Raw genomic sequence first — 14,306 nt, forward strand, 5'->3', positions numbered from 1 at the left:
ATGAAAGTCGAAGGGAAAAGGGTGGAGGCTTATAAATTTGGAAAGGACAGGTCTTCGTCGATGAGCGGCCAATGCACTCCAAATCCCGACGGACTTATTTTATATGTATTTCGTTCGATGGAGGATGCGTGCATCAATTTTTGAGAAATATCAGCTATTGCCGTTTTGATTGATTTTTCTTCACCTTGGATAATGATCATATCACCCTCAAATCGAATTTCCCGAATGTGTTTTTGATTTGATTTCATTGGTAAAAGTTGAAATAATTATTCCAAGTTTTGATGATTCTAGGCAATTGCTCGATTAATAGTTCTTCAATTTCTCTTTGCTGCATTGGTTTCAAATTAAACGAATTTGCATAGGATATCATATTCAATTTTTGACTAATCCAATATTTTACTTCTGTTTCCCCTTTTATTGCATGAATATGCATTTGTTCGTTTCCTTCATTGGAATAAAAGAATACTCTCCAGCCTTGTTTGCGAAATATTGTGGGCATTTCAATTGATTTGCCACAAGTACACGAATGATTAGTAGGCTTTTTGATTCGAAACTGATATTCAGTTTCGAATATCAATTAGTTGGGTTCAATACATTTCCAAAGCCTTATCAAAAGCATTTTGGACCTCCGCTGTGATGCGATGCGGGAAGGACAGCTTATACCAACAGTCATTATTGACCTCTTGCTCGACAATTTGAATGGGAAATTTTTTGATCACTTTCATGACTTCATTCATCTGTGGATAGCTGAAGCGTATTTCTAGGAAATCCATCGGTTCGATTTCAATAATATCGGCTGCTTCAAAGGCTTCGATGCTTGCTTCTTTGTAGGCTTGAATTAATCCAGGCACGCCTAATAAGGTTCCGCCAAAATAACGAACGACTGCAACGAGCGTATAGTGAACATTCGTTGATAAAATCGTATTTAGAATAGGTTTTCCGGCACTTCCTGAGGGTTCTCCGTCGTCGTTTGAACGCGCTTCTTCGGGTGTAAAACCGAGTCGGTAGGCGTAACAAATATGTCGGGCCTTTGGATGCAATTCCTTTAAGGAATTTATCTGTTCCTTGATATCTTCGATATCTTTCACAGGAAATACGTATCCGATGAATTTACTTCCTTTATCTTTGTAGAGCCCCTCGGCAGGTTGTGAAATGGAAAGGTAGGAATCGGGGAGCGACATGCGAGTAAATAAAAATTCAATTTATGCATAACAATCATTTTTTCCTACGAATACTGGCGCGGGAGCTTCGTCAAATTTTGACGTATGCACGGCTCAAGCAATGTTTTTCGCAGGAGAAAGATGAATTGGTTATTGGATTTGAACGCCAAAATGGCCAAGATTTTTGGATCAAATGTAGTTTTGGATCACAGTTTTCTAGCATGCAATTTCCAACTGATTTTCGCCGAGCTGGCCGTAATTCGGTTGACTTGTTTTCGGATTTACTGTTGCATGAAGTTCAAGATGTTCGCGTTTTTGAGAATGAGCGAGCGATAGGATTATACTTCTTAGGCGAGCAGGTACTTGTTTTTAAGTTGTTTGGCAATCGTTCGAATGTCATTCTATTTCAAGCGGGGGAACACCAAGGCCAATTTCAAAAACGTTTAGGCAAGGACTTTGAATTATCTCTAAGTCAATTGGATCGAACAATCGATCAGTCTTATGAGGCGTTCCATCAAGCCGACGGGGATTGGATGGCTTTATATCCAACCTTAGGTAAAGAATGTACGTCTTATTTTCAGCACTTGGGCTATGTTAATTTAACGCAATCCAAACAATGGGATTTACTTCAAAAGACTTTGGAGGCTTTGGAGGAGCCATTGATTTCGATTATCGAGACTCCCAAAGGTATTGCATTGACGCTTTTTCCTGTTGATCAAGAAGCCTTATATCAAACGAAGGATGTGTTTGACGCCTTGAATCAGTTCTTCTCCCTGCATTATTCTGTTGGAGAGTTCAGAAGGGAGAAGGCCTTGTTGATGGAAACCTTAGGCAAATTACATTTGAAGGCAATTCATTACTTGGAAAGCCTTGAAAAACAACAAGTCAAACGCGATTCCAGTTTAGCTTATGAGGAGATAGGCAATATATTGATGGCCTTTTTGCATCTGATTCCGGTAGGAGCGAAGTTGGTCGAACTCGATAATTTTTATCACGGAGGAAAAGTCACCATCAAGTTGAATGCCCAATTGTCGGGTCCTGAAAATGCGGAAAACTATTACCGTAAGGCGAAGAATTTTTCCAAAGAGATTGCGCAATGGGAGGTAACGGTAGCTCGGAAAAAGGCTGAAATTCAGGAATTAGGTGAGCAGTTAAAGGGAATCGAGACTGCGCAGGTTCGTCGGGAGTTAAAGCCTTATTTGCAATATTTGAAAGTTCAAGAGTCCACGAAGCAATCATCGGATGAATTGCCCTTTAAGCAATTTTTGACAAGCGGTTGGACGATTTGGGTGGGAAAAAATGCAAAGAATAATGACTTGTTGACGCTGAAATATGCGAAGAAATTTGATATTTGGTTGCATGCGCGCGATGTTTCGGGTTCACATGTGATTATTCGAAATCCCCAACAGCAAACGGTTCCCAAGCATGTAATTGAGAAGGCTGCAGAACTCGCAGCGCATTTTTCGAAGCGTGCAACGGAGTCACTTTGCCCTGTTATTGTAACTGCGAAAAAGTATGTTCGAAAGACGAGGGATTTATTGCCTGGTCAAGTCATTGTGGATCGCGAAGAGGAAGTTGTTATGGTTAAGCCCACCTATTGGGAATAGTATAATTCCGGTAAATCCTTTTCTTTTCTCCTGAAATACTCTATTTTCGCAAAGATTACCCTTAACTAAACCCTCGTTTTATGCAAGCACATAGTTTACAGCTGCTCGATTACCTCGTATTTTTATTCTATTTCATTGTCGTTTCAGGCTACGGTTACTGGATTTACAACAAGAAAAAGTCAAAAATTGCGGATTCAAATGATTTCTTTTTAGCCGAAGGTTCATTAACCTGGTGGGCGATTGGATCATCCTTAATTGCATCAAATATTTCGGCAGAGCAGTTTATCGGAACTTCAGGTGACGGATTCCAAATGGGTTTAGCGATTGCAACGTATGAATGGATGGCGGCAGCGACGCTCTTAATCGTTGCGATTTTCTTCATGCCAATCTACCTGAAGAATAAGATTTTCACCATGCCCCAGTTTTTAAATAGACGCTACAATTCGACTGTGAGTTTAATTATGGCCGTTTTCTGGTTGTTATTATACATCGCGGTTAACTTAACTTCTATTTTGTATTTGGGTGCGTTAGCGGTTTCGACGATCTCAGGATTAGACTTCACGGTTTGTATGATTGCCATGTCGGCATTTGCCATCGTTATTACGCTAGGTGGTATGAAGGTTATTGGTTATACAGACGTTATTCAAGTAGTATTCTTAGTATTAGGAGGTTTGGTTACTTCTTATTTGGCTTTAAATTTAGTTTCTGAACGATTTGGTGGTGACGGAGTTGTCAATGGTTTAAATCATTTAATGACAAAAGCCCCGGATCACTTCCACTTGATATTTAGCAAAGACAATGCAAACTATCCATCATTGCCAGGTTTGGCGGTGTTAATTGGAGGTATGTGGATTGTCAACTTGAACTATTGGGGTTGTAATCAGTACATTACGCAACGTGCGTTAGGGGCTGATTTGCCTACGGCGCGTAACGGTATTATGTTCGCTGCTTTCTTGAAAATGATGATGCCTATTATCGTGGTTTTACCCGGTATTGCTGCTTATTTATTATGGAAAGACGGTATGTTCCAAGAAGAAATGATGAAGGATGGGGTTTTGAGTAAGGATAATGCATACCCAGTATTGTTAAACTTATTGCCTGTTGGCCTGAAAGGTTTATCCTTTGCCGCATTAACAGCTGCGGTTGTTGCTTCGATGGCGGGTAAGGCGAATTCAATCTCAACGATTTTCACGTTGGATATTTATAAGAACTACATCAATCCCAATGCATCTGAGAAACAATTGGTTTCGATTGGACGTATTGCGGTGGTTGCTGCGATAATCATTGCTATTTTAATTGCTCCATTTATGGGCATTGATAAGAAAGGTGGTTTCCAATTCATTCAGGAATATACAGGGTATTTTTCACCGGGTATTTTTGCCTTGTTTATCATGGGATTCTTCTGGAAACGTACTACTTCAAAGGCAGCATTATTCGCCTTGTTAGGTGGTGTGACTTTCTCCGTGGTTTCCAAGTACATTCCAACATGGACAGGAGTTACTGATAGCATCTTCTACTCATCATTCCAAGATGCAGATGGCATGTATGTGATTCCTTTCATTGATCGTATGGGATGGGTATTTACATTCTGTATCACTTCGATGGTCGTAATTTCATTGCTAGATCCTGAGTCTAAGAACAATCCAAAAGGCTTGGAAATCGATGCGAAGATGTTCAAATTGGCACCTTCATTCATCGTAGGTTCTGTGATTATTGTGATGATGTTGTTGATGTTGTATACCTATTTCTGGTAGTTATGAGTTAAGAAGTAAGAGTGAAGAGTTAAGAGTACGGACTCACTTTATTGCTCACGAAAAAACCTCAGGATTTATTCTGGGGTTTTTTTGTAAAATAATTGCCCGAAGTTTTCACCTCGGGCAATTACTATATTCTTAACTCTTAACTCTTCACTCTTCATTCTTCACTCTTAACTCTATCTTATTGCGCCCCGGCAATAATCGAATCCACCACACTTGGATCTAATAAGGTCGATGTATCGCCTAAGCTTCCAAACTCACCTTCAGCCACCTTCCGTAATATACGACGCATGATTTTGCCTGAACGGGTTTTAGGTAAACCTGTGACGAATTGAATCTTATCCGGTTTAGCGATAGGTCCAATGACACGAGCAACAGTAGCCAAAATATCTTTGCGTGTTAAGTCATCGTTTATGGTTGGGTGTTCGCAGATAACATAAGCATAGATTCCTTGTCCTTTGACATCATGCGGAAATCCTACTACAGCGGATTCAATGACTCCCGTGTGCATATTGATAGCATTTTCCACCTCGGCAGTTCCGATTCGGTGTCCAGAGATATTCATCACATCATCCACGCGCCCTGTTATGCGGTAATAGCCATCCTCATCACGCATACATCCGTCTCCCGTAAAATAAAGTCCTTTGTACGTCGAGAAATACGTTGTCTTGCAACGCTCATGGTCGCCGTAGGTTGTACGAATGATGGAAGGCCATGGGTACTTAATGCATAAGTTTCCATTGACACCGTTTCCTTCGATTTCTTTGCCATTTTCGTCCACTAAAATCGGTTGAACTCCTGGTAATGGAAGCGTAGCAAAGGCTGGTTTTAGCGGTGTAATGCCTGCTATAGGGGAAATCATTAATCCTCCCGTTTCGGTTTGCCACCAAGTATCGACAATAGGGCAATTGCCTTGACCAATTTTCTCATGGTACCATTGCCATGCTTCTTCGTTGATCGGTTCTCCTACGGAGCCTAATACGCGAAGCGAACTTAAATCTTTGCCTTCCAACACCTCGTCGCCGAAGCCCATCAATGAGCGAATCGCCGTAGGAGCTGTATAGAAGATGTTCACTTGATGACGTTTGATGATGTCCCAAAAACGACCTGCATCTGGGTAAGTCGGAATTCCTTCAAATAAAACAGAAATTGCGCCATTCAATAAAGGTCCATAAACCAAATAGGAGTGACCTGTGATCCAACCGATATCAGCTGTGCAGAAAAATACATCGCCCGGATTATATTGGAAAACATTAGCAAAGGTATATGCTGTGTAAACCATGTATCCTCCGCAAGTATGTACAACACCTTTCGGTTTGCCTGTAGATCCTGAGGTATACAGAATGAATAATGGATCTTCCGCATTCATCGGCTCTGGAGCGCATTCAGCAGATGCCTGTGCTTCTTCCTCTTCCCACCAAAGGTCACGGCCTTTCAACATGGCTACGGGAGTCTTGGTACGTGTTTTAACAATGACCGTTTCTACACATGGACATGAAAGCAATGCATCATCCACGGTTTCTTTCATCGGGATGTTTTTATTTCCACGAACCGCGCCGTCCGTTGTAATGACAATCTTGCATAAGGAATCATTGATACGATCCGAAATCGATTGCGCAGAAAAACCTCCAAAAACCACCGAGTGAATTGCCCCGATGCGTGCACAGGCTAATACAGCGATGGCTAATTCTGGGATCATCGGCATGTAGATACAAACGCGATCTCCTTTTTTGACACCTTGCGCTTTCAATACATTACTGAATTTACAAACGCGAGCATGCAATTGACGATAGGTCAAGGTAATGGCCTCGTCGCCGGGTTCGTTGGGTTCATAAACGATTGCGGCTTGGTCTGGAATGGTTTTCAAGTGGCGATCTAGCGCATTGGCCGTTATATTCATTTGGCCGTCTTCGAACCATTTGACAGAATAATCGTCAAAACTCCAATCTAAAACTTTGGTAAATGGCTTAATCCAATCGAATTCGTTGGCAATGTTTGCCCAAAATCGCTCTGGGTGATTTACACTTTCAGCGTAGGCCTCATGGTATTGTGCTAATGATGTAATTCTCATGTTGTATGTAGGTTAGTTTTTTAGTTTCTCGTATAATTCATTAATTTTTTTCACCAAGTCTCGGTTCGAAAAGGGCTTTGGGATATATAGATCTGCACCCATTTCGTAGCCTTTTTCAATATCAGATTCAGCGATTTTTGCCGAAATGAAAACGACCGCTGGTTGATAGGTGGGTTTTAACGCTTTGGCTTGTTGGCATACGCCATATCCATCCACCTTGGGCATCATGATGTCCAAAATGATGACTTCGGGTAATTCTTTTTCGATGAGTTGGATGGCTTCCTCACCATCGCGCGCTACAAATACCTGATGGCCTTCCTTTCGCATAAGGAAATCGAGTGACATCAAGATGGCAGGCTCATCATCTGCGATTAAAATTCTCATGTTAGGCGGTTTTTTGAATTGGTAATTTAAGGATAAATTTAGCGCCATGACCTAATGAACTCTCTAAATGAATCGTTCCTTTGTGCATTTCAATGATTTTTTTCGAAATGGATAAGCCCAACCCAGAGCTGTCAATTTTACGATTGGGATTATCCACTTGTTTAAATTTCTCAAAAATTTGATCATGAAATTTGGGGTCAATGCCAAACCCATTGTCTTCCACATCCATGCATATATGTGTTGCATTTTCATACAAACGAATTTGGATCAGTCCTTTGCTAGGTTCCACATTTTTGATGGCGTTGGAAAGTAGGTTGATGATCACCTGAACCAATTTTTCGAAATCGCCTTCAATTTGTCGGTGGGTCCGTTTTTGACTGACATCTACTTGAATATCAACCTGATTTTGTTGGGCTATCGCTGTAAAATTCAGCATGGCTTTTTCGATAACAGCTCCTAAATCGATGGGACGCATATCAAAATTCACTTTTCCTGCGGCTAATTTTTCTAAATCGAGGACTTGGTTGACGAGCCGACTTAATCGATCTGATTCTTGAATGATGGTTTCCAAAAAGGCTTTTCTTTCCTCGGGACTGATGTCATCATGATCGACCATGATTTCCGAAAGTGACCGAATCGAGGTGATAGGGGAGCGAATTTCATGCGTAACCGTGGTTAAGAATTCATTCTTTTGCGCATCAATTTTAACTAATTCAGCATTGCTGGCTTGAAGGTCTCTTGATTTCTGTAATAAGTGGATGACTTCCGACATCCCAATTTGTTCTTCTTTTGAAATGGCGGCAATGATTAATCGCGCGGAGGTAGAACCCACAAAACCTGCTAATATTTTCTCGGTTTGTGTTACCAAAATGGGGTCAGCATAGATTTCGCTCAAGGATAGGTTATTGGCCTTTGCGATTTGCTTGAGTCTTTGCTCGGTATTGATTTTGCCAATGAACCCGGTAAGCGCTTGTCTTAAATCTCTCAATCGCGCTTTTCCGCGCCAGATTGTTGAGTTTTCGATGTTTTTGGAATACTCAAATACATCCACAAATAGATAGGATTGGTTGGCATCTTTTCCGTTTTGCTTGCTGATAATGGAAACCGCATAAAGCGCTAACAGATTGAACGTAATGGACCAATAGGCGGCATTCGAAACAGGGTTTAAGCCTTCAATGCGAAATGCATCCGTGGAAATTCCGAAAGTTGGTAGAAATAATAAGGCTGCACTAATGGAAAATCCGATTAAAATACCTGCCAAAGCTCCTTGCCGACTGGCCTTTTTCCAATATATCCCAAGAATCGTTGCTGGGGCAAATTGGGCCACAATCACAAAGGAAGTCATCCCAACGGAAACTAGATTGACTAAACTTTCTGTTTCGCGGTAGTGAATATAGCCTAATAGCATAATGGCCACGATCATGCTGCGGCGAATGTTTTGATTGATCGAGCCTAGTTGGTTTTGATTATCACTAAAAAAGCCTTTTTGTCGTAATAACAATGGCATGATAAGGTTATTGCTAATCATGGAACTGATGGCCATGGTTTCCATGATGACCATCCCCGAAGCAGCTGAAAATCCACCGAAATAAACGATGAACGCTAGCAGTTTGGAATGAAAATAGATCGGTAATCCTAGCACATATAAATCCGAGTTTAATCCACTTGAGTTCAGTAAAGCATATCCTGCAATTCCCAACGGAATGACGAATAGATTAATTAGCAACATGTAGAGTGGGAATATCCATGAGGCCTGCTTAAGGTTTTCTTCTTCACCTATTTCAACGACTGCGACATGAAATACGCGAGGAAGAAACAAAAAGGCAATTCCGCAGAGGATAAATTGGATAAACCAGTTGCCATATCCGCCGTTGGTTTCTATACTCGGAAGTGAGATATTTTTGAGCTGTGGTGCGGCTTCCCAGCCTTGGTAAATTTGGTAAGAAATATAAATTCCGACGGCTAAAAAGGCTAGCAGTTTGATGATTGACTCCATGGCAATGGTGAAAATCATGCCTTCGTGTTTTTCGGAAGAATCAAACTTACGGGGCCCTAAAACCAAAATAAATAGGGTGAGTGAAATAAAAAGTAAGAAAGAAGGGTCTTGGTAAAATGTCGCGCTGGGCGTGGATTGTGTGATTAAATCAAAACTTTGCCCGATGGCTTTTAATTGCAGACCGATGTAGGGGATCCCAGCGAATAAGGAAATCAATGTCACCCCTAAACCGATTCTGCTGTCTTTGCCGTAACGCGTTGAAATGAAATCGGCAATGTTTGTAATGTTATGAATCTTCGCAATACGAACCATTTTTCGCACAAATCCCCATGCGAGGATCATCACTAAAGTAGGCCCTAAATAGACGCTTAGAAAACTGAGTCCATTGCTTGTTATTTGGCCTACGGAACCATAAAATGTCCATGCAGAACAATATATAGCCAAGGATAAGGCATAAATAAGGGGGTTGTTTATCAAGCTTTTGTTTTGCGCTTTTTTCTTTTCAGCCCAAAAAGCCAAAAGGAAAAGGATGCCCAAATAAGCAATTGACAAGAAGGCTATCTCCCAAACGCCCATGTATTATTTTGATTTACGATTTAAGATGATTCCTGTGCTAACGATGGCTCCAATCCAAACCACCAGGAAGTACAAGTAAATAAAGGGGATGCCGAAGACGCTTTTTTGCGAATCAAAAAAATGGAGAATGGGGAAATTTAATAATCCCAAAAACACTATCGCCACTAAAATTAATCGGTTGTTTCGCATTCTGCTAATATAACAAGCGCCTACCTAGCGAATGATGCTAGGTAGGGCGCTTGTAAGTTTGTTTGTTGATTATACGTTATCAAACTCGCCAGTCAAGGAGTAATATCCAAATACTGACATTCCAATGGAAATTAACGGAGCTAATACACACGTATAAATAATCGCAGGTACTAAATCGTTTCCTCCTTTTTCCCACAACGGGAGTGCTTGGAAATACACTAAATAAATGCCTGCTGCCACACCTAGTGCAATCCAAACAAGGCCTAAAATTTTCTTTATCGCGTTCATTTTAAATTTTCTTTATAGGTTACTAGGCGTGTTTTTTGTCGCCTTTGATGTAAATGAAACCAATGACTACACATACGCTGACCAAAGCAATGGGGTAATTCAAGCCTTCCAAATACGGTTTTGCTATGCTTGCCACTTGGCCTGCTTCTTCAGCCACTTTGTTTGTGTCTTTTGCCGTTGTTACTAAGAATGTTGCAATCGCTGGCATCAATCCTCCGAAGATACCATTTCCAATGTGATATGGCAATGACATCGATGTATAACGAATTTTGGTCGGGAATAACTCAACCAAGAATGCGGCTATTGGTCCATATGCCATTGTTACAAAGGAGATTAACAAAAATACCATTCCGATCAATGTCCATTTATCAGAATCATTGATGGTGATTGTTTCCTTCACATCAGCTTTCGGAGCTTCAGCTGTTTTATCTGCTAATACGACCAATTTACTTACTTTTTTGTAGGTCGCTCCATCCGTATAGCTACGTGTAGTCGTAGTTGTGATTAAGGAATCAACCGTTGATTTAGCATTTAGCGCTTTTGTCTCCTCGATTTTTTCAGAACCTGCAACCACTTCTTTGTTCTTCACACTAACCGTTTCGTACATTTTATCGAAGATGGGACGATACGCGAATACTGCGATTGCCATACCAGCTAACATGATCCCTTTACGGCCAATTTTGTCGGATAAAGCACCAAAGAAGATGAATAGGGGAGTTCCCAACAATAAACCAATCACTAAAATGGTATTTGTTTGAATGTCATCTAGATTACAAATTTTCAATAAGAAAGTTTGCGCATAAAATTGACCCGTATACCAAACCAAACCTTGACCCATGGTTGCGCCGAAAAGGGCTAACAAAACGAATTTTAAGTTTAATTTATTGCCAAAAGACTCCTTCAATGGATTCGTAGAAATTGCACCGTCTTTTTTAGCCTTTTCAAACATAGGAGATTCTTCCATGTTGCGACGAATTAAGAATGAAATGCCGACCATGATGATCGAAAGCAAGAAGGGTACGCGCCAGCCGTAATCATCAAAAGCTTCTTTGCTCATGGATGAACGAGTCAACATAATAACGCCCAAGGAAATAACTAAACCCACCGTAGCTGTCGTCTGGATCCATGATGTGAAGAATCCACGACGCTCAGCTGGTGAATGTTCGGCCACGTAGGTAGCTGCACCCCCATACTCACCACCTAAGGCTAAACCTTGCAATAAACGTAAAGTCAATACGATGAACGGAGCCCAACCACCAATGGTCGCATATGAAGGAACCAAACCGATGGCAAAAGTAGCGCCACCCATCAACATCAATGTAACCATAAAGGTATATTTACGGCCAATCAAATCACCTAAGCGCCCAAATACTAAGGCTCCAAAGGGACGAACCACGAAACCTGCTGCGAATGTCGCTAAGGTATTTAAGAAGGCAGCTGTCGGATTGTCCGTTGGGAAAAATTTGGTCGATAATACGGTTGCTAAGGAACCGAAAATGTAAAAGTCATACCACTCGATGAGTGTGCCGACTGACGAGGCGCTAATGATGTACGCCAGGCTTTGTTTTTTTTGTGACATAGTTTTTTGGATTAAATGGTTTATAAGATAAGTTTATAGGTAGTTGGCAAATTGAATAACAAATTCTCCTTTATAATCACTGATATTATCCTTGCTTGAATAAATAGGGCGTGAAGAATACTGGAGGGTAATTTTGGAATTGTGTCCGTCGATGTAGAAGTTTGATCCAATATCAAAATAGCTACCCGCGGCAGGCAATGCATCCAATTGTTTTAAGGTGTAGGCTACGAAGGGTTGCACACGTAATTTAGGACTATCAGAGTTTTTAGGCAACAATAATCCTGCTTGTGTATACCAAATAGATCCTGTGCCGACTAAAGGTCTTGCATTTCCTGCACCTGCTAACGCTTTTGTACCTGTATATGCTGGATCAATCGTTCCTGGATTCATAATACCTGTATTTCGTAAGTAGTTAGGGCCAAAATCATTTAGATATAATGCTGAATAAGCGGTAATGGCCATGTTTTTCTTTTTGTCACCGATAGGCATATCGACAAATGCATCCACCGCAAATGAATTGATTGCATGTTTGGATTTAAGACCATTCGTTTGACTGATTGTTCCTTCCGGTTGGTTGTAAAAACCGGCACCTAAATTAAATACGCGTTTCGTTCCTACATAAGTACCTACTGTATAAGGAAGTAGGTTTGACTCTTGATCTAAGAATTGGTACATGGCATATCCTCCTGTGGATAATTTGCTATCTCCGTTGTTATCTACCGCGATTGCGGCATTTGAGGTACTAGCATTTGTCGGAGTTAAATTCGTAGCAAAGGGTTTGTTCATATTCAAGCGGTAATCAAGTTTTCCGAGCTTTCCTTTTGCATAAATACCGTACAAGCGTGCAAATTGGTCGCTATTCTCAATTAATGGCCAGTTGAAGATGGGAGCATCCACAGCCAAAAAGTTCAAGGTACTAGCTGATGTCATACGTGAAATTCCGTTGAAATAATGTAAGCCAGCGCCGAAGGAGAGTGTATTTGGGCTATCTTTGGTAGCTAATTTGATTGCATATTCACTGTAGGCATCATGGAAAAACATTTGTGGTTTTTTTCCTGCGCCGTAGCCACCAGTTCCGGAAGTAGCAGATCCGCCGCCTTGTACAAACGATTGATTGTTGACACCAAAGTGTAAAACAACCATGTAGCGTGGTGAGATTTGCGAGTACGCCAAAATACGAATGCGGCGCGCGCTGATATCCAGGGTGTTGTCTGATGGTGTACCATTGACTAAGGTGCCTGGATTGTTGTCGATGGAACGGGCCCAAATTTGATTCCAAAGGACAAAGCGCATGTACTTGGATCCCTTCTCGTTGAAGTTCATTTTTAACCCGGCGCCATAATCTTGAGAACCTTGGGCATTCAGTCCAAAACTTCCCAGTAATAAGGCAAATAGAATAACAGAAGACGTTTTCATTTGAATATAAGTTTAAAGGGTTTTATTTGCATTTTTTGGTTGAGCAAATATTTCTTAATTCTAATGAAATCTATTCTTTTGCTATAGCAATGCTAAATTGATATAGATTTATATACTTTTTATGCGTGTCCATTGAATCACCATGAATTTGTCGCCTAATTCCGTGATAATCATGCCTTTGTTACTGAGGTTCCCGGGTACGATTACAAATTCAGAAAGTTCTTTGTGGTTAAGGATGCGGTAGGTAGGGGTATAGAACTCTTGTTTGGGGATTTTGATTCGGTATTTTTTTACCCAATTCATCACGGAAACATGGCTAATTCCTAATAGACGCTCAATTTCGCGGTAACTCACTCCTTCAATGTACAGCTGAAGCGCTTTGATCACATAATAACTATCGATGCTTTTGCCCATTTTGGATACGGTAAAGTTGTATCCGCAGGATTTACATTTAAATCGCTGTTTTTCGTTGATAATGCCATTTTTTGCTACTTCATAGGAGGAGCATTGCGGACAGGGTGTATTGGATGCCATCGATATCTATATTATTTTAGCAAAGCTATAGAAAATTACCAAAAATGGTAATAAACGGAGAAACTTTTTACTTTTGTTTATTCGAATTACAAAATGACAGAATTTAAAGAGAACCAGCGATTTACTCAATGGTGGTTATGGCTTATTTTATTTGGTTCGTGGATTACCCTAATTTATGCCATTGCCCAAGATCCCCCTCAATCAAACCTTGGTTCTATTGTTTCCTATGCCATAGGCATGTTATTGCCCATATTTTTTTGGCAGATGCGCTTGATTACGCGCTTGACCGACGAGGGAATTTATGTTCGTTTCATTCCTTTTCACTTGAAAGAGCAATTTTACCCTTGGGATTCGATTGAAACTGCACAGGTTCGGACTTACAGTCCCCTTAAAGAATATGGTGGCTGGGGAATCAAATACGGGTTTAATGGACAAGGAAAAGTATATAATGTAGCGGGGAATCAAGGGCTTCAGCTTGTATTTAAATCAGGTGAAAAACTATTGATTGGAACACAAAAACCGGAAGAGATTCAAGCCGCAGTTCGCTTGTAGCTTATCAATTTCTTGGGCAATTTATGTCCTTAAAAAAACGTTCGCAAGTTAATAGCCACGCTGCCGGGGTCATGACCCCGGCAGCGTTACCCACCGCGCGCGGCTGAAGGCCGAAAGCGCGAAATGCCAAAATAAAGCCGTAACTTGCGGCATCATTATGAGGATGCTTGTTATTTCCAGTTATTACTCATAAGCAC

General features: G+C 40.9%; 13 protein-coding genes. 3 read left to right on the plus strand and 10 right to left on the minus strand.

The genetic code is table 11. The features are described from left to right. Window positions 1-29: 29 nt before the first annotated feature. The 3 genes from PQG45_RS02170 to PQG45_RS02180 all read right to left on the minus strand — a co-directional run bounded on the left by PQG45_RS02170 (window position 30) and on the right by PQG45_RS02180 (window position 1,181). Window positions 30-248, minus strand: coding sequence for a DUF2442 domain-containing protein (locus PQG45_RS02170; RefSeq protein WP_315576712.1), 219 nt, complete (start codon window positions 246-248; stop codon window positions 30-32). Continuing rightward, window positions 245-499 carry a DUF4160 domain-containing protein gene (locus PQG45_RS02175; RefSeq protein ID WP_315576710.1) on the minus strand — a complete coding sequence of 85 codons (255 nt, stop codon included), beginning with the start codon at window positions 497-499 and terminating at the stop codon, window positions 245-247. Before PQG45_RS02175 ends, PQG45_RS02170 begins: the two co-directional genes overlap by 4 nt. 88 nt (window positions 500-587) lie before the next feature. After that, window positions 588-1,181 carry an IMPACT family protein gene (locus PQG45_RS02180; protein WP_316070230.1) on the minus strand — a complete coding sequence of 198 codons (594 nt, stop codon included), beginning with the start codon at window positions 1,179-1,181 and terminating at the stop codon, window positions 588-590. 23 nt (window positions 1,182-1,204) lie between these two features. On the opposite strand from PQG45_RS02180, the gene PQG45_RS02185 reads away from it, so the two are divergent. After that, the gene (locus PQG45_RS02185; protein ID WP_316070231.1) at window positions 1,205-2,767 is read left to right on the plus strand and encodes an NFACT RNA binding domain-containing protein; all 1,563 of its coding nucleotides are present in this window, start codon (window positions 1,205-1,207) and stop codon (window positions 2,765-2,767) included. 80 nt (window positions 2,768-2,847) lie between these two features. Beyond that, complete coding sequence (locus PQG45_RS02190) at window positions 2,848-4,521, plus strand: sodium/sugar symporter (RefSeq protein ID WP_315576704.1); 1,674 nt, start codon at window positions 2,848-2,850, stop codon at window positions 4,519-4,521. A 184-nt stretch (window positions 4,522-4,705) separates the two neighbouring features. Here the strand turns inward: PQG45_RS02190 and acs are convergent, their stop codons facing one another. The 7 genes from acs to PQG45_RS02225 form a co-directional block, all read right to left on the minus strand. Beyond that, window positions 4,706-6,595, minus strand: coding sequence for an acetate--CoA ligase (gene acs / locus PQG45_RS02195; protein WP_316070232.1), 1,890 nt, complete (start codon window positions 6,593-6,595; stop codon window positions 4,706-4,708). 12 nt (window positions 6,596-6,607) lie between these two features. Further along, entirely contained in the window at window positions 6,608-6,979 is a 372-nt protein-coding gene (locus PQG45_RS02200) for a response regulator transcription factor (protein WP_316070233.1), read from the minus strand. 1 nt (window position 6,980) lies between these two features. Continuing rightward, window positions 6,981-9,551 carry a sensor histidine kinase gene (locus tag PQG45_RS02205; RefSeq protein WP_316070234.1) on the minus strand — a complete coding sequence of 857 codons (2,571 nt, stop codon included), beginning with the start codon at window positions 9,549-9,551 and terminating at the stop codon, window positions 6,981-6,983. 258 nt (window positions 9,552-9,809) lie between these two features. Continuing rightward, window positions 9,810-10,028: a DUF6814 family protein gene (locus PQG45_RS02210; RefSeq protein ID WP_316070235.1), complete on the minus strand. Its 219-nt coding sequence runs from the start codon at window positions 10,026-10,028 to the stop codon at window positions 9,810-9,812. Between the two features lie 22 nt (window positions 10,029-10,050). Further along, window positions 10,051-11,607: an MFS transporter gene (locus PQG45_RS02215; RefSeq protein ID WP_316070236.1), complete on the minus strand. Its 1,557-nt coding sequence runs from the start codon at window positions 11,605-11,607 to the stop codon at window positions 10,051-10,053. 33 nt (window positions 11,608-11,640) lie between these two features. Continuing rightward, complete coding sequence (locus tag PQG45_RS02220) at window positions 11,641-13,023, minus strand: porin (protein WP_316070237.1); 1,383 nt, start codon at window positions 13,021-13,023, stop codon at window positions 11,641-11,643. A gap of 108 nt (window positions 13,024-13,131) precedes the next feature. Next, complete coding sequence (locus PQG45_RS02225) at window positions 13,132-13,557, minus strand: IS1/IS1595 family N-terminal zinc-binding domain-containing protein (RefSeq protein ID WP_315576692.1); 426 nt, start codon at window positions 13,555-13,557, stop codon at window positions 13,132-13,134. Window positions 13,558-13,650: 93 nt separating this feature from the next. Between PQG45_RS02225 and PQG45_RS02230 the strand changes: the two genes are divergently transcribed. Further along, the gene (locus PQG45_RS02230; RefSeq protein WP_316070238.1) at window positions 13,651-14,109 is read left to right on the plus strand and encodes a hypothetical protein; all 459 of its coding nucleotides are present in this window, start codon (window positions 13,651-13,653) and stop codon (window positions 14,107-14,109) included. Window positions 14,110-14,306: the final 197 nt, after the last annotated feature.

Source organism: Aquirufa regiilacus, assembly GCF_032470275.1.
GTDB classification, from domain to species: Bacteria; Bacteroidota; Bacteroidia; order Cytophagales; family Spirosomataceae; genus Aquirufa; species Aquirufa regiilacus.